Origin of the sequence: Bradyrhizobium sp. IC4060 (assembly GCF_020193715.1) — a bacterium.
Lineage (GTDB): Bacteria > Pseudomonadota > Alphaproteobacteria > Rhizobiales > Xanthobacteraceae > Bradyrhizobium > Bradyrhizobium yuanmingense.
In genome coordinates this window covers 92,946-118,949 of record NZ_JADYVJ010000009.1, presented here as the reverse complement: position 1 = coordinate 118,949, position 26,004 = coordinate 92,946, and the positions used below count along the sequence as shown (strand labels likewise).

General features: G+C 65.5%; 31 protein-coding genes and 1 tRNA gene. 24 read left to right on the top strand and 8 right to left on the bottom strand.

Going from position 1 to position 26,004, the window contains the following annotated elements; all coding sequences use genetic code 11:
• The first annotated feature begins 2 nt into the window (after positions 1-2).
• From phnH to I6F16_RS26055, 8 genes are read left to right on the top strand one after another with little or no spacing between them, the layout of a single operon-like run.
• Positions 3-611 carry a phosphonate C-P lyase system protein PhnH gene (gene phnH / locus I6F16_RS26090; RefSeq protein WP_225151941.1) on the top strand — a complete coding sequence of 203 codons (609 nt, stop codon included), beginning with the start codon at positions 3-5 and terminating at the stop codon, positions 609-611.
• Positions 612-615: 4 nt separating this feature from the next.
• Entirely contained in the window at positions 616-1,719 is a 1,104-nt protein-coding gene (locus tag I6F16_RS26085) for a carbon-phosphorus lyase complex subunit PhnI (protein ID WP_225113386.1), read from the top strand.
• A complete protein-coding gene (locus I6F16_RS26080) occupies positions 1,716-2,612 on the top strand; it encodes an alpha-D-ribose 1-methylphosphonate 5-phosphate C-P-lyase PhnJ (RefSeq protein WP_225113385.1) in 897 nt (298 codons plus the stop codon). The genes I6F16_RS26085 and I6F16_RS26080 overlap by 4 nt, the downstream gene beginning before the upstream one ends.
• Positions 2,605-3,402, top strand: coding sequence for a phosphonate C-P lyase system protein PhnK (gene phnK / locus I6F16_RS26075; protein ID WP_036014398.1), 798 nt, complete (start codon positions 2,605-2,607; stop codon positions 3,400-3,402). The genes I6F16_RS26080 and phnK overlap by 8 nt, the downstream gene beginning before the upstream one ends.
• A gap of 22 nt (positions 3,403-3,424) precedes the next feature.
• Positions 3,425-4,123: a phosphonate C-P lyase system protein PhnL gene (gene phnL, locus I6F16_RS26070; protein ID WP_225113384.1), complete on the top strand. Its 699-nt coding sequence runs from the start codon at positions 3,425-3,427 to the stop codon at positions 4,121-4,123.
• Between the two features lie 12 nt (positions 4,124-4,135).
• Complete coding sequence (locus I6F16_RS26065) at positions 4,136-5,284, top strand: alpha-D-ribose 1-methylphosphonate 5-triphosphate diphosphatase (RefSeq protein ID WP_128264913.1); 1,149 nt, start codon at positions 4,136-4,138, stop codon at positions 5,282-5,284.
• Complete coding sequence (phnN, locus tag I6F16_RS26060) at positions 5,281-5,877, top strand: phosphonate metabolism protein/1,5-bisphosphokinase (PRPP-forming) PhnN (protein ID WP_225113383.1); 597 nt, start codon at positions 5,281-5,283, stop codon at positions 5,875-5,877. Before I6F16_RS26065 ends, phnN begins: the two co-directional genes overlap by 4 nt.
• 28 nt (positions 5,878-5,905) lie before the next feature.
• Entirely contained in the window at positions 5,906-6,517 is a 612-nt protein-coding gene (locus I6F16_RS26055; RefSeq protein ID WP_036014393.1) for a pyridoxamine 5'-phosphate oxidase family protein, read from the top strand.
• Between the two features lie 194 nt (positions 6,518-6,711).
• On the opposite strand, the gene I6F16_RS26050 is transcribed toward I6F16_RS26055, so the two are convergent.
• The 4 genes from I6F16_RS26050 to I6F16_RS26035 form a co-directional block, all read right to left on the bottom strand.
• Positions 6,712-7,215, bottom strand: coding sequence for a DUF6496 domain-containing protein (locus tag I6F16_RS26050; protein WP_036026948.1), 504 nt, complete (start codon positions 7,213-7,215; stop codon positions 6,712-6,714).
• Between the two features lie 127 nt (positions 7,216-7,342).
• Positions 7,343-8,125: an alpha/beta hydrolase gene (locus I6F16_RS26045; protein WP_036026951.1), complete on the bottom strand. Its 783-nt coding sequence runs from the start codon at positions 8,123-8,125 to the stop codon at positions 7,343-7,345.
• 4 nt (positions 8,126-8,129) lie between these two features.
• The gene (locus I6F16_RS26040; protein ID WP_225113382.1) at positions 8,130-9,425 is read right to left on the bottom strand and encodes an O-acetylhomoserine aminocarboxypropyltransferase; all 1,296 of its coding nucleotides are present in this window, start codon (positions 9,423-9,425) and stop codon (positions 8,130-8,132) included.
• A gap of 276 nt (positions 9,426-9,701) precedes the next feature.
• A complete protein-coding gene (locus I6F16_RS26035; protein ID WP_036014389.1) occupies positions 9,702-10,502 on the bottom strand; it encodes an IclR family transcriptional regulator in 801 nt (266 codons plus the stop codon).
• 129 nt (positions 10,503-10,631) lie between these two features.
• Here I6F16_RS26035 and I6F16_RS26030 point away from each other — a divergent pair, with 129 nt between their 5' ends.
• From I6F16_RS26030 to I6F16_RS26005, 6 genes are read left to right on the top strand one after another with little or no spacing between them, the layout of a single operon-like run.
• A complete protein-coding gene (locus tag I6F16_RS26030) occupies positions 10,632-11,597 on the top strand; it encodes a tripartite tricarboxylate transporter substrate binding protein (protein WP_036014388.1) in 966 nt (321 codons plus the stop codon).
• 3 nt (positions 11,598-11,600) lie between these two features.
• On the top strand, positions 11,601-12,218 hold the full coding sequence (locus I6F16_RS26025; RefSeq protein ID WP_036026965.1) for a flavin reductase family protein: 618 nt from the start codon (positions 11,601-11,603) through the stop codon (positions 12,216-12,218).
• 52 nt (positions 12,219-12,270) lie between these two features.
• A complete protein-coding gene (locus tag I6F16_RS26020; RefSeq protein ID WP_036026966.1) occupies positions 12,271-13,131 on the top strand; it encodes a fumarylacetoacetate hydrolase family protein in 861 nt (286 codons plus the stop codon).
• Between the two features lie 3 nt (positions 13,132-13,134).
• Positions 13,135-13,938, top strand: coding sequence for a 2-oxo-hept-4-ene-1,7-dioate hydratase (hpaH, locus tag I6F16_RS26015; protein WP_225113381.1), 804 nt, complete (start codon positions 13,135-13,137; stop codon positions 13,936-13,938).
• 25 nt (positions 13,939-13,963) lie between these two features.
• Positions 13,964-14,359, top strand: a complete 396-nt coding sequence (locus I6F16_RS26010) for a RidA family protein (protein ID WP_225113380.1) — start codon at positions 13,964-13,966, stop codon at positions 14,357-14,359.
• A gap of 12 nt (positions 14,360-14,371) precedes the next feature.
• Positions 14,372-15,247, top strand: a complete 876-nt coding sequence (locus I6F16_RS26005; RefSeq protein ID WP_225113379.1) for an amidohydrolase family protein — start codon at positions 14,372-14,374, stop codon at positions 15,245-15,247.
• Between the two features lie 48 nt (positions 15,248-15,295).
• Here the strand turns inward: I6F16_RS26005 and I6F16_RS26000 are convergent, their stop codons facing one another.
• Positions 15,296-16,303 carry an LLM class flavin-dependent oxidoreductase gene (locus I6F16_RS26000; RefSeq protein WP_225113378.1) on the bottom strand — a complete coding sequence of 336 codons (1,008 nt, stop codon included), beginning with the start codon at positions 16,301-16,303 and terminating at the stop codon, positions 15,296-15,298.
• Between the two features lie 252 nt (positions 16,304-16,555).
• Here I6F16_RS26000 and I6F16_RS25995 point away from each other — a divergent pair, with 252 nt between their 5' ends.
• From I6F16_RS25995 to I6F16_RS25980, 4 genes are all read left to right on the top strand, one after another.
• Positions 16,556-17,059 carry a Twin-arginine translocation pathway signal gene (locus I6F16_RS25995; protein ID WP_225113377.1) on the top strand — a complete coding sequence of 168 codons (504 nt, stop codon included), beginning with the start codon at positions 16,556-16,558 and terminating at the stop codon, positions 17,057-17,059.
• 13 nt (positions 17,060-17,072) lie between these two features.
• Positions 17,073-17,711, top strand: coding sequence for a ferric reductase-like transmembrane domain-containing protein (locus tag I6F16_RS25990; RefSeq protein WP_225113376.1), 639 nt, complete (start codon positions 17,073-17,075; stop codon positions 17,709-17,711).
• A gap of 98 nt (positions 17,712-17,809) precedes the next feature.
• Positions 17,810-18,598, top strand: coding sequence for a class I SAM-dependent methyltransferase (locus tag I6F16_RS25985; RefSeq protein WP_225113375.1), 789 nt, complete (start codon positions 17,810-17,812; stop codon positions 18,596-18,598).
• A 273-nt stretch (positions 18,599-18,871) separates the two neighbouring features.
• Positions 18,872-19,348 (top strand): cyclic nucleotide-binding domain-containing protein, encoded by a 477-nt coding sequence (locus I6F16_RS25980; RefSeq protein WP_225113374.1) that lies wholly within the window; start codon positions 18,872-18,874, stop codon positions 19,346-19,348.
• Between the two features lie 126 nt (positions 19,349-19,474).
• On the opposite strand, the gene I6F16_RS25975 is transcribed toward I6F16_RS25980, so the two are convergent.
• The 3 genes from I6F16_RS25975 to I6F16_RS25965 all read right to left on the bottom strand — a co-directional run bounded on the left by I6F16_RS25975 (position 19,475) and on the right by I6F16_RS25965 (position 20,999).
• On the bottom strand, positions 19,475-19,678 hold the full coding sequence (locus I6F16_RS25975) for a hypothetical protein (protein ID WP_036026980.1): 204 nt from the start codon (positions 19,676-19,678) through the stop codon (positions 19,475-19,477).
• An 801-nt stretch (positions 19,679-20,479) separates the two neighbouring features.
• Complete coding sequence (locus tag I6F16_RS25970; protein WP_085969234.1) at positions 20,480-20,830, bottom strand: RidA family protein; 351 nt, start codon at positions 20,828-20,830, stop codon at positions 20,480-20,482.
• Between the two features lie 94 nt (positions 20,831-20,924).
• A tRNA-Thr gene (locus I6F16_RS25965) sits at positions 20,925-20,999 on the bottom strand.
• Between the two features lie 317 nt (positions 21,000-21,316).
• On the opposite strand from I6F16_RS25965, the gene I6F16_RS25960 reads away from it, so the two are divergent.
• The 6 genes from I6F16_RS25960 (at position 21,317) to I6F16_RS25935 (ending at position 25,948) form a co-directional block, all read left to right on the top strand.
• Positions 21,317-21,505, top strand: coding sequence for a hypothetical protein (locus I6F16_RS25960; RefSeq protein ID WP_036014369.1), 189 nt, complete (start codon positions 21,317-21,319; stop codon positions 21,503-21,505).
• Between the two features lie 39 nt (positions 21,506-21,544).
• Positions 21,545-23,251, top strand: a complete 1,707-nt coding sequence (locus tag I6F16_RS25955; protein ID WP_225113416.1) for an FAD-dependent oxidoreductase — start codon at positions 21,545-21,547, stop codon at positions 23,249-23,251.
• A gap of 126 nt (positions 23,252-23,377) precedes the next feature.
• The gene (locus I6F16_RS25950) at positions 23,378-23,686 is read left to right on the top strand and encodes an EthD family reductase (RefSeq protein WP_036014366.1); all 309 of its coding nucleotides are present in this window, start codon (positions 23,378-23,380) and stop codon (positions 23,684-23,686) included.
• A 191-nt stretch (positions 23,687-23,877) separates the two neighbouring features.
• Positions 23,878-24,387 carry a hypothetical protein gene (locus I6F16_RS25945; RefSeq protein WP_036014365.1) on the top strand — a complete coding sequence of 170 codons (510 nt, stop codon included), beginning with the start codon at positions 23,878-23,880 and terminating at the stop codon, positions 24,385-24,387.
• Between the two features lie 150 nt (positions 24,388-24,537).
• The gene (locus I6F16_RS25940) at positions 24,538-25,362 is read left to right on the top strand and encodes an alpha/beta hydrolase (RefSeq protein WP_225113373.1); all 825 of its coding nucleotides are present in this window, start codon (positions 24,538-24,540) and stop codon (positions 25,360-25,362) included.
• Positions 25,363-25,504: 142 nt separating this feature from the next.
• Positions 25,505-25,948: a DUF2948 family protein gene (locus tag I6F16_RS25935; protein WP_036014359.1), complete on the top strand. Its 444-nt coding sequence runs from the start codon at positions 25,505-25,507 to the stop codon at positions 25,946-25,948.
• Positions 25,949-26,004 lie beyond the last annotated feature (56 nt).

Sequence of the window (26,004 nt, the reverse complement as noted above, 5' to 3'; positions counted from 1 at the left end):
TCATGACCACGATTGCGGAACTGCCGCCGGGTTTCGCCGACAAGGTGCTGTCGGCGCAATCGACATTTCGCTCGGTCATGGACGCCATGGCGCGGCCGGGCTCGGTCCAGCGCATCGTGCCGATGGCGGGGGCGCCAGGGCCGATGATGCGAGGCACCGCCGCGATCGCGCTGACGCTGTTCGACCACGACACGCCGCTCTGGCTCGACGCACGGATGGCGGAAAGCGCGGACGTGACGAAGTGGCTGAAGTTCCACACCGGAGCGCCGGTTGTGCAGGATTCGTCGGTTGCTTCGTTCGCGCTCATCAGTGACGGCGGCGCCTTGCCTTCGTTCGAATCCTTCGCGCTCGGCACCAGCGAGTATCCGGACCGGTCGACCACGGTCATCATCCAGGTCGACAGCCTCGCCTCCGGGCGCAGCTTCGAGCTGCGCGGCCCCGGCATCGACGGGGTCGCCACGCTGCAAGCGTCGATCAAGCCGTTCGACCTGTTCGAGCGCCTGAATATGAACGAAGCGCTGTTTCCGCGCGGCATCGATGTGGTGCTGGTCGCCGATGACGCCGTGGTCGCGATCCCCCGCACCACGCGCGTCGTGAGCAAGGGAAGCTAGAAGCATGTATGTCGCAGTCAAAGGCGGCGAACGCGCCATCGAGAACGCCCATCGCCTGCTCGCGCATAAGCGGCGCGGCGACCAGAGCGTTGCGGAAATCACGCTCGACCAGATCTCGGAGCAGCTCGGCCTGGCCGTCGATCGCGTCATGAGCGAAGGCTCGCTCTATGACCGCGAGCTCGCGTCGCTTGCGATCAAGCAGGCGCGCGGCGATTTGATCGAGGCGATCTTCCTAGTTCGCGCCTTCCGCGCCACGCTGCCGCGCTTCGGTGCCAGCGAGCCGGTCGACACCGGCATCATGCGGGTGCAGCGGCGGGTGTCGGCGACCTTCAAGGACATTCCCGGCGGCCAGATCCTGGGGCCGACCTTCGACTACACGCACCGCCTGCTCGATCCATCGCTCGCCCAAGGTTTTGTGCCGGAGAGGCCGGCTGCGGCCGAAGCCTCCACCGCGCCGACGCCGCGCGTGACAGACATTCTCGGGCGCGACGGGCTGATCGAATCATCGCCGGAAGCCGAGGACGGCGCCAGCGTCGGCGATCTCACCCGCGAGCCGCTGAATTTCCCCGCGGACCGTGATTTGCGCCTGCAAAACCTCGCGCGCGGTGACGAAGGCTTTCTGCTCGCGATGGGCTATTCCACCCAGCGCGGCTACGGCCGCAACCATCCCTTCGTCGGCGAGATCCGCTTCGGCGAGGTCGAGGTCGAATTCGTCGCGGAAGACGTCGGCTTCGCCGTGCCGCTCGGTGCGATCGAGCTCACCGAGTGCCAGATGGTCAACCAGTTCAAGGGCTCGGCGACCGAGGCGCCGTGCTTCACCCGCGGCTATGGCCTCGCCTTCGGCCAGAGCGAACGCAAGACCATGTCGATGGCGCTGGTCGACCGCGCATTGCGCGCCCGTGAGCTCGGCGAGGAGGCGCTCGCACCGGCGCAGGACGAGGAGTTCGTGATGTCGCATTCGGACAACGTCCAGGCGACCGGCTTCGTCGAGCACCTGAAGCTGCCGCACTATGTCGACTTCCAGTCCGAGCTCGGCCTGCTCCGAAAGCTGCGTCAGGAGTTCGCCGATGCCAATACGCCCGATGCCATGAAGGAGGCCGCGGAATGAACGCGCCCGCCTACAATTTCGCCTATCTCGACGAGCAGACCAAGCGGATGATCCGCCGCGCGATCCTGAAAGCGATCGCCATCCCCGGCTATCAGGTGCCGTTCGCCAGCCGGGAAATGCCGATGCCCTATGGCTGGGGCACCGGCGGCGTGCAGGTCACGGCCGCGATCCTGGGGCCGCAGGACGTGCTGAAGGTGATCGACCAGGGCTCCGACGACACCACCAACGCGATCTCGATCCGCAAATTCTTCGCCAAGACCGCGGGCGTTGCGACCACGACGGCGACGGACGAGGCAACCGTGATCCAGACCCGTCACCGCATCCCCGAGACGGCGCTGAACGAGAACCAGGTGCTGGTCTATCAGGTGCCGATCCCCGAGCCGTTGCGCTTCCTCGAGCCGCGCGAGACCGAGACGCGGCGCATGCACGCGCTCGCCGAATACGGCCTGATGCATGTGAAGCTCTACGAGGACATCGCACGCTTCGGCCACATCGCCACGGCCTATGCCTACCCGGTGAAGGTCAACGCGCGCTATGTGATGGACCCGTCGCCGACGCCGAAATTCGACAATCCCAAGATGGACAATTCCCCGGCGCTGCAATTGTTCGGCGCCGGCCGCGAGAAGCGCATCTACGCCATCCCGCCCTACACCCAGGTGGTGTCGCTCGATTTCGAGGATCACCCGTTCGAGCCCTACCGCTTCAACGCGCCCTGCGCGCTCTGTGGCGCGGAGAATTCCTATCTCGACGAGATCGTGACCGACGACAGGGGCGGGCGCATGTTCGTGTGCTCGGATACCGATTATTGCGAGGGCCGCCAGGCCGCCGGCCATCACGGCAGCCTCAGTGCCGCGCCGTACAAGGATAAGGCGCAGGAGGCCGCGAATGGCTGATCAGAATCTGGTCGAGAACGACGAGCCGCTGCTGGTCGCAAAATCCCTCAGCAAGTCGTTCGGCCGCATCAATGCCTGTCGCGACGTGTCGTTCTCGCTCTATCCCGGCGAGGTGCTGGCGATCGTCGGCGAATCCGGCTCGGGCAAGTCGACGCTGCTGCAAATGCTGTCGGGCCAGCTCGCGCCGAGTGCAGGCCATGTGTCCTATCGGATGCGTGATGGCGTCACCCGCGATCTCACGACGCTCGGCGAGGCCGAGCGCCGCTTCCTGTTCCGCACCGATTGGGGCTTTGTGCATCAAGACCCCGCGCAGGGCCTGCGCATGGCGGTCTCTGCCGGCGCCAATGTCGGCGAGCGGCTGATGGCGGTGGGGTGGAATCACTACGGCCGCATCCGTGAGACCGCGTCGGATTGGCTGACGCGCGTCGAGATCGACGTCGCGCGCATCGACGATGCGCCGCGCACCTATTCCGGCGGCATGCGCCAGCGCCTCCAGATCGCCCGCAACCTCGTTACCGAGCCGCGGCTCGTGTTCATGGACGAGCCGACCGGCGGCCTTGACGTATCGGTGCAGGCGCGCCTGCTCGATCTCTTGCGCAGCCTCGTCGCCGAGCTGAACCTCGCCGTCATCATCGTCACCCACGATCTCGCGGTGGCGCGCCTCTTGTCGCACCGCGTGATGGTGATGAAAGGCGGCCGCGTCATCGAGACCGGTCTCACGGACCAGGTGCTCGACGACCCGCGCGAGCCCTATACCCAGCTCCTCGTCTCCTCGATCCTGCCGCCATGAACTTTACGATATGAGCTTTCCAATGACCGCCATGATCGAAATCACTGACGCCGGCAAGACCTTTACGATGCACCTGCAGGGCGGCATCGAGCTGCCTGTCGTGCGTGGCGTGACCTTCCAGGTCAATCCAGGCGAGTGCGTCGTGCTGTCGGGGCCGTCGGGCGCCGGCAAGTCGTCCATCCTGAAGATGATCTTCGGCAATTATCGCTGCGATAGCGGCTGCATCGGCATCCGCCATCGCGGCAAAGTGGTCGATCTTGCCACCGCCGAGCCACGCCAGGTGCTCAACATCCGCCGCTCCACCATCGGCTATGTCAGCCAGTTCCTGCGCGCGGTGCCGCGCGTCGCCACCATCGACGTCGTCGCGGAGCCGCTGATCGCGAATGGCATGAGCCGGGCAGACGCACAGGCGCGCGCCGGCGAGCTGCTGCATCGTCTCAACATCCCCGAACGGCTCTGGCAGCTTCCCCCCGCGACCTTCTCCGGCGGCGAGCAGCAGCGCGTGAACATCGCCCGTGGCTTCATCTCCGACCTGCCGATCCTTCTGCTGGACGAGCCGACCGCCTCGCTCGATGCGGCCAATCGCGCCGTGGTGGTCGAGCTGGTCGCTGAAAAGAAACGTCAGGGCGTCGCCATGGTTGCCATTGTCCATGACGACGAAATCCGTCATTTGATTGCAGACCGCATCGTCGACGTCACCGGCTTTGCCGCCGCGGCCTGAAGGAATGGGGAAATGAAGAAGGAATCCGTGATCGCCAACGCCAGGATCGTGCTGGCTGACCGGGTGATCGAACAGGGCTGGCTCGCGCTTGCCGACGGCCGCATTGCGGAGATCGGCGAGGGGACTGCGCCCGCGGGTGCCGAGGATGCCGGCGGCGATCTGATCATGCCCGGCCTGATCGAACTCCACACCGACCATCTCGAGGCGCATTACGTACCGCGGCCAAAAGTGTTCTGGAATCCTGTCGCCGCCGTCATCTCCTATGACGGCCAGCTCGCGACCTCGGGCATCACCACCGTGTTCGATTCGCTCCGGGTCTGGCGCGAGGACGGCGCCGAGGAGGTCGATGGCCGCGCCGGCGTGCTCGCCGCCGCGATCACCACCGCGCGCGAGGCCAACCTGCTGCGCGCCGATCACTTCCTGCATCTGCGCTGCGAGATCCCGATGCCAAGCGTGGTCGAGGAGGCCAAGGAGCTGATCGACCGTCCCGACGTCAAGCTGATGTCGCTGATGGACCACACGCCGGGCCAGCGCCAGTTTCGCGACGAGGTCAAGCTGCGCGACTATTATCGCGGCAAGGGCGGCGGCAAGACCGATGCCGAGCTCGACGAGCTGTTCGCAAAGCGGTTCGAATATCAAAGGCTCTATGCCGCGGCCAACATGCGCGAGATCGTGGCGCTGGCGCATGAGTACAACATTCCGCTGGCGAGCCACGACGACACCACCGAGGAGAACGTCGCGGACGCCGTGCGCGACCGCGTCTCCGTCGCGGAATTCCCGACCACGCTTGAGGCCGCGCGCGGCCTGCACCAGGCCGGCATCGACATCCTGATGGGCGCGCCGAACGTGGTGCGCGGCGGCTCGCACTCCGGCAACATCGCCGCGGTCGATCTCGCCCGCGAGGGCCTGCTCGACATCCTGTCGTCGGACTACATCCCGTCGAGCCTTTTGATGGCCGCGTTGCAATTGCCCGAGCATGTGCCCGCGATCAGCCTTCCGGCCGCGGTCCGCACCGTGACGAAAGCGCCCGCCGAAGCGGTCGGCCTCACCGACCGCGGCGAGGTCGCGACCGGCAAGCGCGCCGATCTGATCCGCGTCCATGTCGCAGGCCACGTTCCCGTGGTCCGCAGCGTCTGGCGCGAAGGACACCGCGTCGCATGAGCGAGATGGCGGCCACGGGCGAAGGCGAGACGGGTGCGATCGGCCCCGGCCGGCTCGTGCTCGTGGTCGGCCCCAGCGGCGCCGGCAAGGATACCTTGCTGCGGCTGGCCCAGGCGGCTTGCAGCGACGATCCCGACATCGTCTTCCCGCGCCGCATCGTGACGCGTGCGTCCTCGGCCGATGAAGACAATATCGCGGTCAGTCCCGACGAATTCCGCCGCGCGAGCGAGCACGGCGACTTTGCCGTGCACTGGGAGGCGCATGGGCATTCCTATGCACTGCCGCTCGAGATCAACGACGACGTCCGCGCGGGCCGCACCATCGTTGCCAACGTCTCACGCACCGTGATCGCTGCCTTGCGCCGCGCCTATGCCAACGTCGTGGTGGTCGCGATCACGGCGCCGCCGGACGTATTGGCGCAGCGGCTTGCCGCGCGCGCCCGGAAAAGCGATGGCAACATCGCCGAGCGGCTGTCGCGCAGCGTCGATGACGCCTCGGCACACGCCGATGTCACCATCCTCAATGCCGGCAGCGCCGACTATCACAGCCGCCAGCTCGTGCGCGTGATCAGGAATCAAGGCTGGCAAGATTAGTTGCGGGCAATAACACGGAGAGAGTGGAATGACGGTGATTGAAACGGTCGAGCAGCTGGAGGCCATCTACGGCGTCACGAACGATGCCTCGACCGTCAAAGTTGCCGACCACGTCACCCCGCTCTACCGCATCTTCATCGAGAAGGCGCCGTTCGCCGCGCTCGCCACCATCGGGCCCGAAGGCATCGACTGCTCGCCGCGCGGCGATCTGCCCGGCTTTGTCCGCATCCACGACCCCAAGACGCTGATGCTGCCCGACCGCCGCGGCAACAACCGAGTCGATTCCTTGCGCAATATCGTGCGCGACCCGCGCGTGTCGCTGATGTTCCTGATTCCCGGCTCGGGCAATGCGGTGCGGGCGAACGGCCGCGCGCATCTGTCGATCGATCCGGAGCTGCTGGCCTCGTTCAAGGTCGAGGGCAAGGCGCCGCGCAGCGTCATGGTGATGAACGTTGACGAAATCTACTTCCAGTGCGCCCGCGCCATCGTTCGCTCCGACCTCTGGAATCCCGACAAGCGCGTCGATCCGAAGACGCTGCCGACACCGGGGCAGATTCTTGCGGAGATGAGCGACAACAAAGTCGGCGGCGCGGAATACGACCGCATCTGGCCCGAGCGCGCCGCCGCGACGATGTGGTGAGTGAGCCGTCTCTTTCCACGATCGACGGAATCGTAGGGTGGGCAAAGGCGCATTTGCGCCGTGCCCACGACCTGCCCAACGCGGCGAAGAAATCGTGGGCACGCCTCGCTTTGCCCACCCCACAGACGCCCGCGATGTGGTGCCGACCACTTCTGACCGCGCCAGATGAATCCGCCTGACGCCGCCTGAGCTGATCAGCTCTGGCGGCGCGCCCTGGTGCGCGCCGCCTTCTTCGCGGCGGCGGAGCGCACCTTGGCACCCTTGGTGTGGCTTGCCTTGCGCGCGGCGGCTGAACGGGACGCTGCGGTTCGGCGGCTTGCGGCTCGCTTGGCCTGTTTCGACAGCGCACTGCGCGATGCGGTCGATCGCGGTTCCTTCTTCAGAGCGTTCGTGGCGGCGCGCGATACTTTTGGCCTCCGCTTCGGCGTGCGTTTGCCCTGGCCGACCTCGTAAGCGTACTTGGCACTACGGCGCGTCGACTTCTTAGTGCTTCCCTTGCGCGGTGGCGGCAGATCGACACCGGCGCGACGCGCTTCGGAGAGGCCGATCGCGATGGCCTGCTTGGTCGAGCGTGCGCCGTGCTTGCCTTTCCGGATCCTGTCGATCTCGTCCTTGACGAATTCGCCGGCCTGCGTGCTGGCCGACTTGCCGGCGCGCTTGTCTTGCCTGGCTTTGCGAATGACTTCCTGTCTCGGCATGGTCCAGTTCCCTTCTTGAGTGAGAGGGATGTCTGACCGCAACGCGCAAGACGGAAGATTGATCCGCCTAAAGCATGATCCGGAAAAGTGCGAAGCGGTTTTCCGGAAAGATCATGCGTAGACAACTTTAGTTCCTCAGCGCCGCCAGCAGCTCGTCCGGCCGCTCGGCCATGATCATGTGGCCGGCGCCGGGCACCACAACGGTCTTTGCATGCGGGATCGCCGCGGCGAGCGCCTTGCCGGCCTTCGCCGGCGTCATCATGTCCCGCTCGCCGAGGATGAGCGTCGTCGGCACCTTCACGGTCGCCGCAGCGGCAAGCGCATTCGTATAGGAGTTGCAGGCCGACAGATCCCTGAACAGCACGCCCGGCTCGCATGCCCTGAGCACCGCCTGCGCGCCGCCATGCATCCACAGGCCCGGCGCCAGGCTGCCGCCGAGCTCCGCGTTGAAGCCGAGGCCCCAGATCGAGACCATGTCGTTGGCATCCTGCGAGTTGGCTTCGGCGGCTTTCAACAGATCCGGACCCACCGTCATGGTCGCGGCGGTGCCGATCAGGCTCAGCGCTGACACCTTGTCGGGATGTCGCGCGGCGGTCTCCAGCGAGATCAGCGAGCCCATGGAGTGACCGATCAGATGCGCCTTTGCGGCGCCCGCCGCATCGAGCAGCGCCGCCGTCCAGTCGGCCATCTCGGCGATGCTGCCGAGCGAAGGCCCAGTAGAGCGGCCGTGGCCGGGCAGGTCGGGCGCCAGCACGGCAAAGCCGTGATGGGCGAACCAGCGCGTATGCAACGCCCAGGTCGAATGGTCGAAGCCGGCGCCGTGGATGAAGACGACCGCGGGCAGGGACTTGTCGAAGTCGCGGCCACCGGTTGCGACAAACACATCGGTGCCGTTGACGGAGAGCTTCATGGTGTCAGGCCTTTTGCGAGATGCGCAGCGCTTGGTTGAGGTCGTCGATGATGTCGCTTGCGGTCTCGATGCCGACCGAGAGCCGCACCAGCTCTTCGCCGATGCCGGCCGCCTTGAGCTGCTCGGCGTCCATCTGCTGATGCGTGGTCGAGGCCGGATGGATCACCAGCGTCTTGGCGTCGCCGACATTGGCGAGATGGCTGATCATGCGTAAGCTCTCGATGAACTTGCGTCCGGCAGGCCGGCCGCCCTTGATGCCGAAGGAGACGATCGAGCCGGCACCGCGCGGCAGCAGCGTCTTGGCAAGCTGGTAGTCCGTATGGTCCTCGAGCGACGGGTGCAGCACCCAGTCCACGGCCTTGTTGGACTTCAGCGCCTCCAGCACCAGATGCGTGTTCTGCATATGCCGGTCCATGCGCACGCCGAGCGTCTCGACGCCCTGGAGCAGCTGGAACGCATTGGTCGGCGACAGGCAGGCGCCGAAATCGCGCAGGCCTTCCGTGCGGGCGCGCATGATGAACGCGGCGGTGCCGAACTGCTCGTCGAAGACGATGCCGTGATAGCCGCCATAGGGCTCAGTCAGCACGCCGAACTTGCCGGAGGAGCGCCAGTCGAAGCGGCCGCCGTCCACGATAGCGCCGCCGATCGCAATGCCGTGGCCGCCGATCCATTTGGTTGCCGAATGCATCACGATGTCGGCACCGAGCTCGATCGGGCGGCTGAGATAGGGCGTGGCGAAGGTGTTGTCGATCAGAAGCGGAATCTTGGCCTCATGCGCGATCGCCGCAACCTTCGGGATGTCGAGCACCTCGAGGCCAGGGTTGCCGATGGTCTCGCCGATCACGAGCTTCGTGTTCGGCTTGATCGCTGTGCGGAACGCGTCGAGATCGCGCGGCTTGACGAAGGTGGTGGTGATGCCGAAGCGGGGCAGCGTGTGCGCCAAGAGGTTGATGGTGCCGCCATAGAGCGAGCTCGACGCCACGATGTGGTCGCCGGCATTGAGCAGCGTGGCGATGGCGAGGTGCAGCGCCGCCATGCCGCTCGCCGTGCAGATCGCGCCGACCCCGCCTTCCAGCGCCGCAAGCCGCTCCTCCAGCACGCCGGTGGTCGGATTGGAGATGCGCGTATAGATGTGGCCGGCACGCTCCAGATTGAACAGCGCGGCGGCGTGATCGGAATCCTGGAACACGTAGGACGTGGTCTGGTAGATCGGCACCGCCCGGGCGCCGGTCGTGGGATCCGGATGCTGGCCCGCATGCAGGCTCAGGGTGTCGAAGGCAGGCGGTTTCGGCGCGGGCATGCGTGGCCTCGTTGGTCGGTCGGCGATGCAGCGTTGTGCCATAAAACGGAGCGGTACGTCAGCCCATTGACAGCGCTGGGTTTGAAGCGAGCTCCAGCCGCGCCGGCGGTGCGCTCCCTCGCCCCGTTCTTACGGGGAGAGGGTTGGGGTGAGGGGCTCTCTCCACGAAGATGATGGCAGCTGGACTCGCGGAGGCTCCCCCTCACCCGGAATTTGCTGCGCAAATTTCCGGCCTCTCCCCGCAAGCGGGAGAGGCGAAGAGGCGCCGTCCGCGCTTCACCCCCCGATCGCCTGCTCGATCACCCGCGCCTCCCGCAGCAGGATCTCCGCGACCTCCTGCTCGCGCCTTGGCCCGAGCCTCGTGCGAACGGCGGAGACCGTCATCGCTGCAGCCGGTTGCCCGTCCGGCGTCTTGATCCAGGTCGAGATCGATTTCGTCCCCTGCACCAGTCCGATCTCTCTCATGCCATATCCCAGGCGCCTGGCGGCGGTGACCTCGCCGAGCACGGTCGCGACGTCGGTCCGGTAGGCCTCGAACCGCTTCTCGTTCGCCGCGACGATCTTTCGCGCCTCCTGCGCCGGCATTGCGGCGAGAATGGCAACGCCGGCGCTGGAGACGCCGAGCGGCCGGCGCGCGCCGACCTCGATCGACAGCACCTGGATCGGGTAGACGCCGATCCGGCGATCGACGCACAGCGTGTCGTTGCCGGTGCGCACCGTCAGGAACAGCGTGTCGCCGATCGCGGCGGACGCGCGCTGCAGCGACGGATTTGCGGCGACCAAGAGCCGCGATGGCCGCGGACGCGCCAGCGCCAGTTCCGGTACCTGGTTGCCGATCGCGTAGCGGCCGCTCCTGCCGTGCCGCTCGACGATGCCTTCCTCGATCAGCACGTGGACGATGCGATGCACGGTCGGGCGGGTGAGGCCGGTGGTGCGGACCACCTCTGCCAATGGCACACCGTCCTCGCGCCCTGCGGCCAGGATGCGCAGCACCGCGAGCGCGCGCCGGATCGCCTGCGCGCCATGTCGCGGCTCCACGGCGCTGCGGGTGGATTTCGTTGCGCGTCGTTTGTCCATAATATGGACAAGAACGCCACAATTCGCTCGACAGGGCAAGCGCGCATCTGGAGATTGCGCTCCGATCGGGATGCCATGCATGAAAGTCTGCGCCCGACATGGAATTGGAAGCGCCGCCGGGAGGTTAACATGAGATTAATCTGGATTGCCATCGCTGCAGCAGCCGCAATGTTGGCGGGACCCGCCTCCGGCCAGCAATGGCCGGCGCGCAACGTCAAGCTGATCGTGCCCTATCCCGCCGGCGGCAATGTCGACAGCGCCGCGCGCATCGTCGCCGACAAGCTCCAGGAGAAGCTCGGCCAACCCTTCGTCATCGAGAACAAGGCCGGCGCCGGCGGCATGATCGCGGGCGAAGCCTTCGCGAAATCGGCGCCCGACGGCTACACGCTGTTCGTCGGCGCCAACGGCCCCGTGCTGTTCGCGACCGAGATCAACAAGCGCGACGCCTACAATTGGAAGAAGGACTTTCTCCCGATCTCGACGATCTCGATGACGCCGCTGGTGCTCGAGGTTCATCCCTCGGTGCAGGCGACCACGCTCAAGGAGTTTCTCGACCTCGCCAAGCGCGAGCCCGGCAAGCTGACCATGGCCTCGCCCGGTCCCGGCACCACCAACCATCTGCTCAGCGAGCTGATGCAGTCGAATCTCGGCCTGCAATGGGTCACGGCGCATTACCGCGGCAATGCGCCGGCCATCAACGATCTCCTGGGCGGTCAGGTGCAGTTCGCCTTCGACCAGCTCACGGTCAGCCTCCAGCACATCAAGGCCGGCCTGTTCCGCGCGCTCGCCGTCACCTCACCGCATCGATTGAAGTCGCTGCCCGACGTGCCGACCTTCGCCGAGCTCGGCTACAAGGACTTCGACGGCCAGACCTTCACCGGCCTGTTCGCGCCCGCTGGCACGCCTGCGCCCATCGTCGAGAAGCTGCACGAGACGCTGGTCGCGATTCTCAAAGACCCCGCCGTGGTCGACAAGTTCGAAAAGCTCGGCGGCGAAGCCACGCCGATGACGCCGGCCGAATTCAGGGCCTATCTCGAGCGCGAGGACGCCAAGTGGATTCCGGTGGTGCGCAAGGCCAATATCAGGGCGGACTGATCGATGCGGATCGATCCGACCGAGCTCGGCGCCGAGCGCATCTACCGCCTGATGACCGGTATCGTGGTGCCGCGCCCGATCGCCTGGGTGACGAGCTTGTCAGCTACGGGCGTGCTCAATCTCGCTCCGTTCAGCGCCTTCACCTTCGTCTCGCAGAAGCCGCCGATGCTCGCCATCAGCGTGGGCCGCAAGGGCGCCGACTACAAGGACACCGCGCACAACATCCTCGATACCGAGGAATATGTGATCCACATCGCGGATACGCCGCTGATGAATGCGGTGCACGACAGCTCCGTCGAGCATCCGCCTGAAATCAGCGAGGTCGAGCATCTCGGCCTGGAGACGCTCGCGAGCGAGCGCATCAAGGTGCCGCGGCTTGCCGCCGCGCCGGTCGCGATGGAGTGCCGATTCCGGCAGTGCCTCGAATTCGGTGACGCCAAGAGCCGGCTCATCGTCGGCGAGGTCGTGCTGTTCCATTTGCGCGACGGTCTCGTCAACGACGGTAAGGTCGAGACCAGGGCGCTCGACCCGATCGCGCGCATCGGCGGGCCGCGCTACGCCCGCCTCGGCGAGATCGTGACGCTGGGCAGCGTGTTCCAGACTCCCAAGTCGAAAGACTGAGCGTGCGGGCCTCATCGCCGGCCGCCGCCCCAAGATCATCGGAGGACATACAATGCGACTGCTGAGCTATCTGCTGGACGGCGAGGCGCGCTACGGCGCGGCCGTGGACGGCGGCGTGGTCGATCTGACCAGGCGCATCGGCCGCGACTATTCGGACGTCAAGGCGCTGATCGCGGCCAACGCACTCGCCGAAGCGCAGGAGGCCGTCGCGGGGCAAAAGCCGGATCATGCGCTGGACAAGCTCGTCCTGTTGCCGCCGGTGCTGGCGCCGGAGAAGCTCTGGTGCATCGGCGTCAATTACGCCGAGCGCAATGCGGAGTATAAAGACAATTCCGACCTGCCCAAATATCCCAGCCTGTTCGTGCGCAGCATGTCCTCGATGACGGGCTCCGGCCAGCCGATCGAGAAGCCGAAGGTTTCGGACCAGCTCGACTATGAAGGCGAGCTCGTCATCGTGGTCGGGCAGGGCGGCCGCCACATTCCGCGCGAAAAAGCGTGGTCGCACATCTTCGGCATGACACTGTGCAACGAGGGCACGATCCGCGATTGGCTGCGCCACGGCAAGTTCAACGTCACGCAGGGCAAGAATTTTGATCGCTCCGGCAGCATCGGCCCGTGGATCGTGACGTCTGACGAGCTCGATCCGCGCGGGCCTCACGACATCACTACGCGCGTCAACGGCGAGGTGCGGCAGCAGGACACGACGGAACGGCTGATGTTCCCGTTCGATTTCCTGATTTCCTATCTCTCGACCTTCGCGACCCTCAAGCCTGGCGACATGATCGTGACGGGCACACCGACCGGCGCGGGTGCGCGGTTCGATCCGCCACGCTGGCTGAGGGACGGCGACGTCGTCGAGGTCGAGTCCAGCCGCATCGGCGTGCTGCGCAACACCGTGGCGGCGGAGCAGTAAACGATGCTGGATTCCGCCACGATCGAACGCCTCGCCGCGCGCCTCGACGAAGCCGAGCGCACGAAATCGCTGATCCCGATGTTCACCAAGGACTATCCGGAGTTCAGCATCGAGGATGCCTACGCGGTCCAGCGCGCCTGGACCAAGCTTCAGCTCGGCCGCGGCCGCATCATCAAGGGCCACAAGATCGGCCTGACCTCGAAGGCGATGCAGAACGCGGTCGGCATCAACGAGCCCGATTACGGCGTGCTGTTCGCCGACATGTTTTACCCCGATGCCACGCCTGTTCCGTTCGACCGCTTCCACGCGCCGCGCATCGAGGTCGAGCTCGCCTTCGTGCTGAAGGCGCCGCTGCGCGGGCCGGATTGCTCCATTTTCGACGTGCTCAACGCCACCGACTACGTCACGCCTGCGCTGGAGATTCTGGAGACGCGCATGCACCGCGTCGACCCCGAGACGGGCAGGACCCGCAAGGTGATGGATACGATCTCGGACAACGCGGCCAATGCCGCGCTGGTGCTCGGCGGCCGGCCGATCCGCCCGATGGATGCGGATCTGCGCTGGATCGGCGCCTTGCTGTTCCGCAACGGCGAGGTCGAGGAGACCGGGCTTGCCGCTGGCGTGCTCAATCACCCCGCCAACGGCATCGCCTGGCTCGCCAACCGCCTCGCACCGCATGACGAGCATCTCAAAGCCGGCGAGGTCGTGCTGGCGGGATCGTTCACGCGGCCCGTCGACATCCGCCGCGGAGACACTTTCCATGCCGACTACGGCGCCTTCGGCTCGGTGTCGTGCCAATTCGTCTGAAGCAATAACGAGCAGGGAGCGAACCATGAGTGGTCAAACGCGGCGCAGGAGCGTCCACATCGGCGGCTTCAAGCACGTCAACCCGATTCCGAACGCCTGCCGCATCGGTAATCTCGTGATGTCGGGCGTCATCCTCGGCCGCGATCCCGCGACCAATGCGATGCCCGAAAGCCTGGATGCCCAATGCGCCAACATGTTCGCCCATATGAAGGCGACGGTGGAGGCCGCCGGCGGCTCGACCTCCGACATCATCAAGATGACGGTGTGGCTGAAGGACCGCTCGCAGCGCGGCCCCGTCAATGTCGAATGGTTGAAGATGTTTCCGGACGAGCATTCGCGCCCCGCGCGCCACGCGCTGCCGATGGACAACATGGATGGCGGCGCGCTGGTGCAATGCGACTTCACCGCCGTGATCGACTGAGGGAGCGCTTCCATGCCGACCTATCTGCCGTTCGACCCCAACCCGCGCCGCCCGATCAAGGCGCCGCCGCCAAAGACCATCGACAGCCAGTTCCACGTGCTGGGGCCGATCGACAAATATCCGGAGCGTCCCGGCGCCGCCTATCGGATGCCGACCGCGACCTGGGAAGCGGCGCTGCGCATGCACAAGACGCTCGGCATCGAGCGCGGCATCATCGTGCAGACCACGACCTACGGCGCGGACCATGCCGTCGTGCTCGACGGCCTTGCCGCGATGGGCCCGAACTATCGCGGCTGCGCCAATGCGCTGGTGTTCGCGGAAGCCAGCGACGCCTATCTCGCAAAACTGCATGACGCCGGGGTGCGCGGCGCGCGCTTCAGCTTCCGCCAGGAGCTCGGCGCCGTGCTATCGGACGCCGATTTCGCCCGCGCCATCGCCCGCATCCGCGAGCTCGGCTGGTACGTCAAGATCCAGCCCGAGAAGGACGGCATCGTCTCGAGCGTCGCCAAATACGAAGATCTCGACGTGCCCGTGCTGATCGACCACATGGCGCGGCCCGACCCCGAGGCCGGCAGGAACGATCCGAATCTGCGCAAGATGCTGGAGCTGCTCGCCAAGGGCAATTTCTGGGTCATGCTCTCGCTCGGCGAGAAAACCTCGAAGACCGGCGCGCCTTACGACGACGTGATCCCGATCGCGCGCGCCTATATCGAGGCCGCTCCCGACCGCTGCGTCTGGGCCAGCGACTGGCCGCATCCGGTCTCGGTGAAGCAGCCGCCGAACGATGCCGATCTGTTAGAGCTGATGTACCGTTACGCGCCCGACCAGGCGGAGCTGGAGAAGATCCTGGTGCACAATCCGGCCAAGCTGTTCGGCTTTGCGGATTAGGGCATGAGAGGATTGGGCTGAGCAGCTCGCTCGGGGCGCGATTGCGCCTCACCCCACCGGCTGCTTCGCGAGCCTATCCCGCACCTCCGCGGCGATCTCGAACGAGCGCAGCCGTGCCGTGTGGTCGTAGATCTGCCCCGTCGTCATCAATTCGTCCGCGCCGGTTTCAGTGATCAGCGCCTTCAGCTTCGCTTCGACCACATCGGGCGACCCGACCGCTGAGCACGACAGCGCTTGCGCAACGCCGGCCTTCTCGGCCGGCGACCACAACGGGTCCATGTCCTCCACCGGCGGCGGCAGCGGCCCCGGCGTGCCGCGGCGCAGGTTGATGAATTGCTGCTGCAGCGAGGAGAACATCCGCTGTGCCTCTTCATCGCTGTCGGCCGCGAACACGTTGACGCCGATCATCGCATAGGGCTTGTCGAGCTGCGCCGAGGGCTCGAAGCGCGCACGATATTCGCGCAGCGCCGGCATCATCATCTGCGGCGCGAAATGCGAGGCGAACGCGAAGGGCAGGCCGAGCATTGCCGCCAGCTGCGCGCCAAAGGTGCTCGATCCCAAGATCCACAGCGGCACCTTGGTCCCCATGCCGGGCACGGCGCGGATCGCCTGGTTCGGCTGCACGTCGCCGAGCAGCGCCTGCAGCTCCAGCACGTCATGCGGAAAGTTCTCGGACGTGGTGGCAAGGTCGCGCCGCAGCGCCCGCGCGGTGAACTGGTCGGTGCCCGGCGCCCGGCCGAGCCCGAGATCGATCCGCCCGGGATAGAGCGATTCCAGCGTGCCGAACTGCTCGGCGATGACGAGCGGCGAGTGGTTCGGCAGCATGATCCCGCCGGAGCCGACGCGGATCGTTTTCGTTCCGCCCGCGATGTGGCCGATCACTACCGACGTCGCCGCGCTGGCGATGCCCGTCATGTTGTGATGCTCGGCCAGCCAGAACCGCTTGAAGCCCCACGTCTCGGCATGCCGGGCCAGATCGAGCGAATTGCGAAAGGCCTGCGCCGCGTCGCCGCCCTGCCGAATGGGTGCGAGGTCGAGCACGGAGAAGGGGATCATGGGAGGGCTGCCGGTGTGGAGGGGCCGCGTGACGGTGCGCGCTTGCAGGACACACATGTAGTGGCAGCGCGCCGAATAGGTAGAGCACTTGCGGGCCCCTCTTGTCAGCTCATCTGAGAGATGCACGCCGCGAAGACGGCCGTTCACAACACTGTTATTGCAGGCCCTGGCGCCCCTCGCGCCAACTGGGCGTTTTACACCTGGTATTGTAGCTTGCGGGAAGCAGCTGCGCTGCTGCCAGGAGGAACTGACATGACCACGGTCGTCTTCACCCGCCGCAACCTCCTCGCTGCCGGCGGCTCCGTCCTCGCAACGGGCCTTCTGGCAACCGGCGATTCCGGCCTCCTGCTGCCCGCCCGTGCGGCGGGCCTCGCACCGACCGAGTCGATGTCGGGCGGCGCGAACAATTACCGCAAGGGCGCGGCGATCGTGGAGCGGATCGGCAAGGGCGGTTTCTGGATGAGCGGCACCGTGCGCCGCGCCGGCGACGGGGCTCCGCTGGCCGGGCAACGAATCCAGATCTGGGCGCACACCGTCGAAGGGCGGGAGCACGAGCCGCAGAGCCACGGCGCAACGCTCACCGACAAGGACGGCAGGTTCCGGCTGGAGATGCCGCAGATCATTCCGATCTTCGGCCAGCCGCACGGCCACCTCGCCTATGACAGCGGCGAGTTCAAGACCGTCTTCCTGCGGCCGGTGATGCGGAGCGCCAAGGAGACCAGCCTCGAGGCGCACTTCGTGCTGCAGCCGGCTTGAACCCCACTTGCAGATGACGCGATGGAGATCGGCCCGGGCGCCCCTGATCTGGGTCGCCCTTGGCTTGGCGATCGGCGTGCCGGTTGCGCTTGCTGCGGCCAGCGAGCAGCTGGCATGGCGCGATCCTGTCTACGTTATCGCCGGCTTCGCCGGCATCATCGCCCTCGGTCTCGTGCTCGTGCAGCCCTTGCTGATCGGCGGCTACCTGCCGCGATTGTCGGCCTATCGCGGCAGGCGCGCCCATCACTGGATCGGCGGCGCGCTTGCTCTCGCGATTCTGATTCACGTCGCCGGCCTCTGGATCACCAGCCCGCCCGACATGGTGGACGCACTGACCTTCTCATCGCCGACGCCGTTCTCTCCCTTCGGCGTGATCGCGATGTGGGCCATCTTCGCGGTTGCATTCCTGGCTCTGTTGCGAAGGCGGTTGGGATTGCGCCCGCGAACCTGGCGCATTATCCATATTCCCCTCGCCATCGTCATCGTCGCAGGCAGCGTGGTCCATTGCCTGCTGATCGAGGGGACGATGGAGACGATCTCCAAGGTGGCACTCTGTGCGCTCGTCCTCGCGGCGGCCGTGAAAGTCATGATTGACCTGCAGGTGTGGCGGAAGCGAAGGACGCCGCGCGGGGAGAATGTCGCGCGGCAATAATCCGCGGATCAGGTCAGCTCCGGCACTTCCCCAGTCCCATCTCTTGTGCGCAGAATGGCGCGCGCCAAGCATCGTCATCGGGCCGGGAGGATCTCGAAATGGCAGAGCAGACCATTCGCTTCGACGATGGTGCCGCCTACGAGCAGATGATGGGAATCTGGAGCCGGTTCGCAGGCGAGATATTCCTTGATTGGCTGGCACCTCCTGCAGGCTTGCGGTGGATCGACATCGGTTGCGGCAACGGCGCCTTCACTGAACTCCTGGTCGAGCGCTGCAACCCCGCCGAGGTCCAGGGCATTGACCCCTCGGCCGAGCAGCTTGCTTTTGCGCGCACACGACCTGCGGCGCGCGTGGCAAAGTTTCACCAGGGCGATGCGATGGCACTTCCGTTCGCCGACGCCAGCTTCGATGCGGCTGTGATGGCGTTGGTTCTGGTGTTCGTTCCGGACCCTGCGAGGGGCGTCAGCGAAATGGTGCGGGTCGTTGTCCCCGGCGGTGCGGTCATGACGTATATGTGGGACATGTTGGGTGGCGGCTTTCCGCTCGACCCGATCTATGACGAGATGAAAGCAATGGGCATTCCGGCAACGCGCCCGCCACGGATGGATGCCTCTCGCATGGAAGCGTTGCGGGACCTGTGGCGAGGAGCAGGTCTCGAGGACGTGCAAACGCGAGAGATTACGGTGCAACGGACGTTTTCAGGTTTCGATGATTTCTGGGCAATCAGTCTGAAGTCCCCCGCGCTCCGGCCTTCCGTTGCCGCCATGAGGCCCGCGGACGTCGAGACCCTCATCGCGCGGGTGCGTGCGGGCCTGCCGGCGCATGCGGACGGCCGCATCACCTGCACTGCGCGCGCGCACGCGATCAGGGGGCGCCGGCCCAAATAGCTCGCACTGTGCGGCCCGTAGGATGGATAGAGCACTTGCGAAACCCATCATCTTCGCCACCGCACGAGTCTGATGGGTTTCGCTGCGCGCGGCAGTGGTCCAGAGTCGAGAGGTGAAATCTCTCGCCGCGTCATTGCGAGGAGCCCTTGCGACGAAGCAATCCAGACTGTTTCCGCGGACACATTCCTGGATTGCTTCGCTACGCTCGCAATGACGGAACCTGGCTGCACCGCTTAGCTTGCCGCAGCCTTCGACCGGGCGTAACCTCGCGCAATGCTCGTCACGTCCCCCGATCTGAAAGCGTTTCTGCTGGCGACGCCGTTCTTCGGCGGGCTTTCGGAGGTGGGCCTCGACCTCTTGATCTCGATGCTGGTCGAGCGCCGCTTCGAAGCCGACGCGACCGTTGTGGCCGAGGGCGAGCCGGGACGTTCGATGTTCATCGTCAAGTCCGGCCGGCTGGCGGTGAGCAAACGCACGCATGCGGGCAGGGTCATCCCGATATCGCGTTTGGAGCCTGGCGATTTCTTCGGCGAGATGACGCTGATCGAAATGCAGAACCGCTCCGCTACTGTTATCGCGGAGGCGCCGACCGTGCTGTACGAGCTGACGGCCCAAAAGCTCTATGCCTGCTACAAGGCCGACATCCACGCCTACGTGATCGTTCTGCAGAACATCAATCGCGAGCTATGCCGGCGGTTGCGCCGTTCGGACGACCGCTTCGCAGCACTGCAAATGAATGGCGACCATTGATGGTGCGCAGTGCGTAGGATGGGTAGAGCCCTTGCGAAATCCATCACGTTTCGTGGCTCGACAAGGAGCAGATGGGTTTCGCTTCGCTCTACCCATCCTACGGGCTACTGAGATCCTCGACGCGCATCACGACTTGTCGTGCGCGTACTTCTCCAGGACCAGCCGATTATACTCGTCCCTGACGGCTCTGCGGGAAACATGTCCCTTCCGGTCCTTGGCGATTTTCAAAAGATCAGGATCGGTCGGTGCTTTTGATTTCCGCCGAAATCTCGCAAGAAGAGGAATCGTCGGCTCCGACATCCTTCCAAACAGGCGGTCGAACCATCCCATCGTGTCCTCCCGGACAGGTCGCGAGCGAAAAGACTAGCACCATGAAATGAGGGGTCAACGTGCCGTGTGGCCGCAACCTTTCGAAGAGGCGCAACCGGAAGGACACCGATCGCAACGCTTCTGGCCCGTCGGGCAAAACACCACCTCTCCCGCGCAGCCCCCGTCAATCCCTTCCCGCAAATATATTCCACTTTACCGAAATTCGGAATTGCAGTATCCATCGCTCATCCCGGCCCAAGGAGAGGGGCGATCGTACGTCGTCACGAACGAGGGCCAGGGTGCGGTGGACGCGGCTGCGTCGGGCACGCGGGGCGGGACCAGGGCGAGATGAACCTCGTGAGGTCTCACAGCGTGCGGAACGGACGGCGCCAACATCCGGCGAAGCCTCTTGGCGGAGCCGGAAACTGCGTACGGCAAAACCGTGGGTCCTGACCGTCGTTGCTACGGTCAAACCTTGCGGAGATGCATCTGGGCTCAACCGGGCCTTGAGGCATCGTCAATTCGCGAGGTGACGGAGGCCAGAAGGAACTCGGCTCCGGGGAGAGCAGGCATAAGCCGTCAAACCACTGCGCAGGGAAGGCCGTGTGTTGGGCTTCACCTGTATGCCGCTGTGCAGTTTTCTGCGTGTGCTGTCGCACAGCGGACCGTGGGTGCCAGCCGGCACCCGGCCTTCCCTGCGCCCTCTTCATAGAAGAGGGACAAGGAAACGAGCAAAACTCGGGCGTTTCGGGCCGCGAGAATGCCAAGCCATGTGTGGAAGACTGACGAAACGACCGAGCTTGCTCTTCTCGCCCGTGAGGATCAGCGGCGCGCGGCGATCGCCGTCAGCTCCAGCTTGACGCCCGGGCCGAGATCCGCAACGCCGATCGCGGCCCGCGCCGGCAGATGCTCCGCGGTGAAGTAGCGCTTCCACACCTGGTTGAACGCGGCCTTCTCAGTGAGGTCGGCCACGAAGATCGTCACCTGCAGAACGCAGGACAGATCGGAGCCGGCCCCCTCGAGCAGGGTCTTCAACTGGCGCAGCACATCCTCGGCCTGGCCGGCCATGTCGAGCCCGGCATCTTCAGGGACGATGCCGCCGAGATAGAGCACGCCATTATGCTCGACGATCTCGTGGAGCAGTCCTTCATAGGGCAGGGAGCGTGTGATCACGATCGCATCCATGGGTGTTGCGGGCGCGCTGGCCAGGCACAAGGCTTGGTTCAACAAGGCTTGGTTCAACACGGCTCGCGTCGGTGAGGAAAGCTGGTGCTGCCAGACAGGATTGAACTGTCGACCTCTCCATTACCAATGGAGTGCTCTACCACTGAGCTACGGCAGCATGTGCTGGGACAAGAATCGGCCGCCCGAGGGGCCTACCAAGCGGGCCGATATCTGCCACAAGCCCCCCTCCTGCGCAAGCTTGCTAGCCCCGCCAAAACGAGAAAATCGGGCCGATATCGGCGCCAAAATGCCCGTTTTCGTCCGGACTGACCGCCTTCATGCCGATTCGGGGTCTGATGTCCCTGCCCAACTGGTCAGTTGGCCGGGGAGCCGGATTCGATCCATCTCGCGTTTCGCAAGGGTCCTATCGCCTCACCCTCTTGAGCTGCCACACTTCGATGGCATCCTGTGGCCGGTTGCTGTGATGGAGCCGCGATGGGCGACGAGACTGACAAGAGCGCGAGGCAGCCGAGGGCGTCCCGGGACGACCGGCTGAAATCGGCGCTGCGCGAAAACCTGAAGCGGCGGAAGTTGCAGGCGCGCGAACGCGCCGCAAGCACCGACCCCTCGCAGAACGACGATGGTTCCCTAAATGAGGGGGCCGCCGGCAAGACCTCTCGTTGAACGCCGGCGGCTGGAGATTTTGGAGTGCATGCAGTGGCCATGGGGCAGGACGAAACACAACGAACCGACCGTGATGCGCAGCTGTTGCGGTTCACGCGCCCCGAGCAGACCTTTCCGGCGCTGACGCCCGCCGAGATCGAACGGATCAGGCACTTCGGCGAAATCCGCACCTACGCGGACGGCGAATTGCTGTTCGAGACCGGCAAGCCCGGGCCCGGCATGTTCGTGGTGCTGGCGGGCCACGTCGCCATCACCCAGCGCGATGGTCTCGGCCACGTCACGCCCGTGATCGATCAGGGGCCGGGGCAATTCCTGGCCGAGCTTGGCCAGCTCTCGGGCAGGCCGGCGCTGGTCGACGGCCGCGCCGAAGGCAATGTCGAGGTGCTGCTCGTCCCGCCGGACCGGCTGCGCGCGCTGCTGGTGGCCGAAGCCGAGCTTGGCGAGCGCATCATGCGCGCGCTGATCCTGCGCCGGGTCAATCTGATCCAGGGCGGCATCGGCGGCCCCGTGCTGATCGGGCCGTCGAACTCCGCCGGCGTGGTGCGCCTGCAGGGCTTTCTCACCCGCAATGGCCAGCCGCATCATCTGCTCGATCCCGAGAGCGAGCATGACGCCGCCGAACTGATCGCGCGCTATTCGCCGAAGCCGGAGGATTGGCCGCTCGTCGTCACGGCCGGCGGCACGGTGCTGCGCAATCCCAGCGAGACCGAGCTCGGCCGCGCCATCGGCATGATCGGCGGGGCTAAGGACGACCGTATCTACGATGTCGCCATCGTCGGCTGCGGGCCGGCGGGGCTCGCGACTGCGGTCTACGCTGCGTCCGAAGGTCTCTCGGTCGCGGTCGTCGACACCCGCGCCTTCGGCGGCCAAGCCGGCGCCAGCGCGCGCATCGAGAACTATCTGGGCTTCCCGACCGGCATCTCCGGCCAGGCGCTGGCGGGCCGCGCCTTCACGCAGGCGCAGAAGTTCGGCGCCGACATCATGATTCCGATGTCGGTGAGCTCGCTGGATTGCTCGCGCGTCAATGGCACCTTCGCGCTGGCGCTGGATTGCGGCGAAACCTTGCGCTCCCGTTCGGTGGTGGTCGCCAGCGGCGCGCGCTATCGCCGTCCCCATATCGCCAACCTCGAGAAGTTCGAGGGCCGCGGCGTCTGGTACTGGGCATCGCCCGTGGAGGCGCGGCTCTGCGCCGGCGAGGAGGTGGCTCTGGTCGGCGCCGGCAATTCGGCTGGCCAGGCCGCCGTGTTCCTGTCGGGCCATGCGAAAAAAGTGCTGATGATCATCCGCGGCGGCGGCCTTGGCGCCAGCATGTCGCGCTATCTCATCGAGCGCATCGAAGCGACCCCGAACATCGAACTGATGTTCAACACCGAGATCACCGCGCTCGAGGGCGACGAGGCCTCGCTGCTGCGGCGCATCCGCTGGAAGAGCCGGCTCTCGGATGACGAGGATTCCGCCGACATCCGCAATCTCTTCCTGTTCGTCGGCGCCGATCCCGCCACGTCCTGGCTCGACGGTTGCGGCGTGACGCTCGATCGCGGCGGCTTCGTGGTCACGGGCGCGCAGTCGGAGCAGAACCAGGGCAAGCTGGTGGCGCCGCTGGAGACCTCCGTGCCCGGCGTCTACGCCGTCGGCGACGTCCGCTCCGGCTCGGTCAAGCGCGTCGGCGGCGCCATCGGCGAGGGCGCGCAGGTCGTTGCCTCCCTGCATGGCTATCTCGGCGACGCCGCAAAACCGGCGCTTTAGTCAAGGACAAGGCAAGGCAATGGCAAGCCAAATCCGGCTTGTCATCTTGCTGCGCAATGCGTGACTATCCCCTCGTCGCGAGGCAAATCGCGCGCGGAAAAAACAACGATTCAACGGGAGGACCAAATGGCTGAAGTCGTCGTGCTCTACAAGACACCCAAGGATGCTGCCGCCTTCGACAAGTACTATGCCGAGACGCACATTCCACTCGCCAAGAAACTTCCCGGCCTGAAGAACTACGCCGTCAGCAAAGGGCCGGTCGCATCTCCCGCAGGCCCTTCCGGAATCCATCTCGTCGCCATCCTCACCTTCGACAGCGTGGCCGACGTTCAGGCCGCCTTTGCCAGCCCGGAAGGCAAGGCGACCGGCGCCGACGTGCCGAAATTCGCCAGCGGCGGTGCCGACATCCTGATCTTCGATACCAAGAACGTGTGAGTTCGATTCAACTTTCGTCGAAAGCCTGCCGTCGTTTGTGACAGCGCTGCAAAAAGTTCAGCCATGCGTTTTTCGATTTCGCACGATGACGCATGGCTGCGCTCATGCATGTGACGACAACGCAGGTGGTAATCCGATGAGGACCGTAATACTATTCTCGTCACCTCAACGCCGAGAGTAGGAGAGATGTCATGGTGCTTGGCCTAAGCCTGCCCGCCCTTACGCTGATCCATGTCATCATCAGCCTGATTGCCATCGTCGCCGGGCTTGTCGTGATGTTCGGCCTGCTTGGCTCGAAGTCGATGCCGGGCCTGACTGCGATCTTCCTGCTGTTCACCATTCTCACCAGCGCGACTGGTTTCCTGTTTCCATTCAAGGAGCTGCTGCCCTCGCACATCATCGGCATCATCTCGCTGGTGCTGCTCGCGATTGCCTGTTTCGCGCTCTACGGCATGAAGCTCGGCGGCGTCTGGCGCCCGGTCTACATCGTCACCGCGATGATCTCGCTCTATTTCAACGTCTTCGTGCTGGTGATCCAGTCGTTCCTCAAGGTGCCCGCACTTGCCGCGCTCGCGCCCGCCGTGCCCCCGGCGCCGCCATCGGGGCCGGTCTTCGCCGTGGTGCAGGGCATCGTGCTGGTGTTCTTCGTCGTGCTGACCATCGGCGCCTGGCGCCGCTACAAGCCCCTGGCGTTTGCCTGATTGGCCCCTCTCGTCATTCCGGCCATCGCACAGCGATAAACTCTGGTGCGCAATCGCGCACCAGAGAATCCCGATTTATCAATCTCCAGATTCCGGGTTCGCGCTGACGCGCGTCCCGGAATGACGTCTCTCATTGAAAGGAGCCCCACCATGCCCACCATCACCACCAAAGACGGCGTCGAGATCTTCTACAAGGACTGGGGCTCGGGCCAGCCGATCGTGTTCAGCCATGGCTGGCCGCTGTCCTCGGACGATTGGGACGCGCAGATGATGTACTTCGTCACGCGCGGCTATCGCGTCATCGCCCATGACCGCCGTGGCCACGGCCGCTCGGCGCAGGTCGCCGACGGCCACGACATGGATCATTATGCCGACGATCTCGCCGCGCTCACCGCGCATCTCGACCTCAAGAACGCCCTCCATGTCGGCCATTCCACCGGCGGCGGCGAGGTCGTGCACTACGTCGCCCGTCACGGCGAGAGCCGCGTCGCGAAGGCCGCGATCCTCTCCGCGGTGCCGCCGCTGATGGTGCAGACCGCAGCCAATCCCGGCGGCCTGCCGAAGAGCGTGTTCGACGATTTCCAGGCCCAGCTTGCCGCCGGCCGCTCGGCCTTCTACCGCGACATCGCCGCCGGCCCGTTCTACGGCTACAACCGCCCCGGCGCAAAACCGCTGGAAGCGGTGATCGAGAACTGGTGGCGCCAGGGCATGATGGGTGGCGCGAAAGCGCATTACGACGGCATCGTCGCGTTCTCGCAAACCGATTTCACTGAGGATCTGAAGAAGATCAACGTCCCGGTGCTGGTGATGCATGGCGACGACGACCAGATCGTGCCATACGCGGACTCGGCGCCGCTCTCGGCCAAGCTGCTCAAGAAAGGCATCCTGAAGACCTACAAGGGATTCCCCCACGGCATGCCGACCACGCATGCCGAGACGATCAACGCGGATCTCCTGGCGTTCTTCAGGGAGTGAGGTTTCACGACTCTCACCCTCCCTTGTTGTGGGAATGGGTGGCTCGCCGCGTAGCGGCGAGCCGGACGAGGGCTTAACTTGTGTGTGGAAATTTCGGGGCTCGTGCGCGTTGAGCCCCGTCCACTCCAGGAGAGGCGCGGCGATGTCGCCCCAGCTCAAACTGATCGCTCTCGACGCCGACGACCTCGCCGTGATCTCGACCCATGTCCAGGACGCCCGCGTCCAGGCTTCCGATATCATTTGGCGGCAGGGCGAGAAACGGCTTGTGGTCGGAATGAGCCGGCTGGACTGGGAGCAGACCTTGGAGGGCGAGACCGAGCCGCGCCGGCTGGTCGCAGCGCTCCGTTTCGACCGTGTGCTCGCCTGCAAGTCGCGCAACATTGACCTCGCCGCGCCGGACAAGATCCTGGATCTCGTCGGCATTGAATTTCACCCCCGGGACGGCCGCGCCGAGGAGCCCGGCGGCAGCGCCCTGCTTTTGTTCGCCCAGGGCGGCGCCATCCGCCTGGACGTCGAGTGTCTGGAATGCGAGCTGACCGACCTCGGGGCTGACACGCTGGGCACTGGAGTCCAGGGGGAGGGCTGAAGAGGCCGTATACCAGCCGAATGGGCCCTGGCTGGGATGGCATCTGCCGAGGGTTG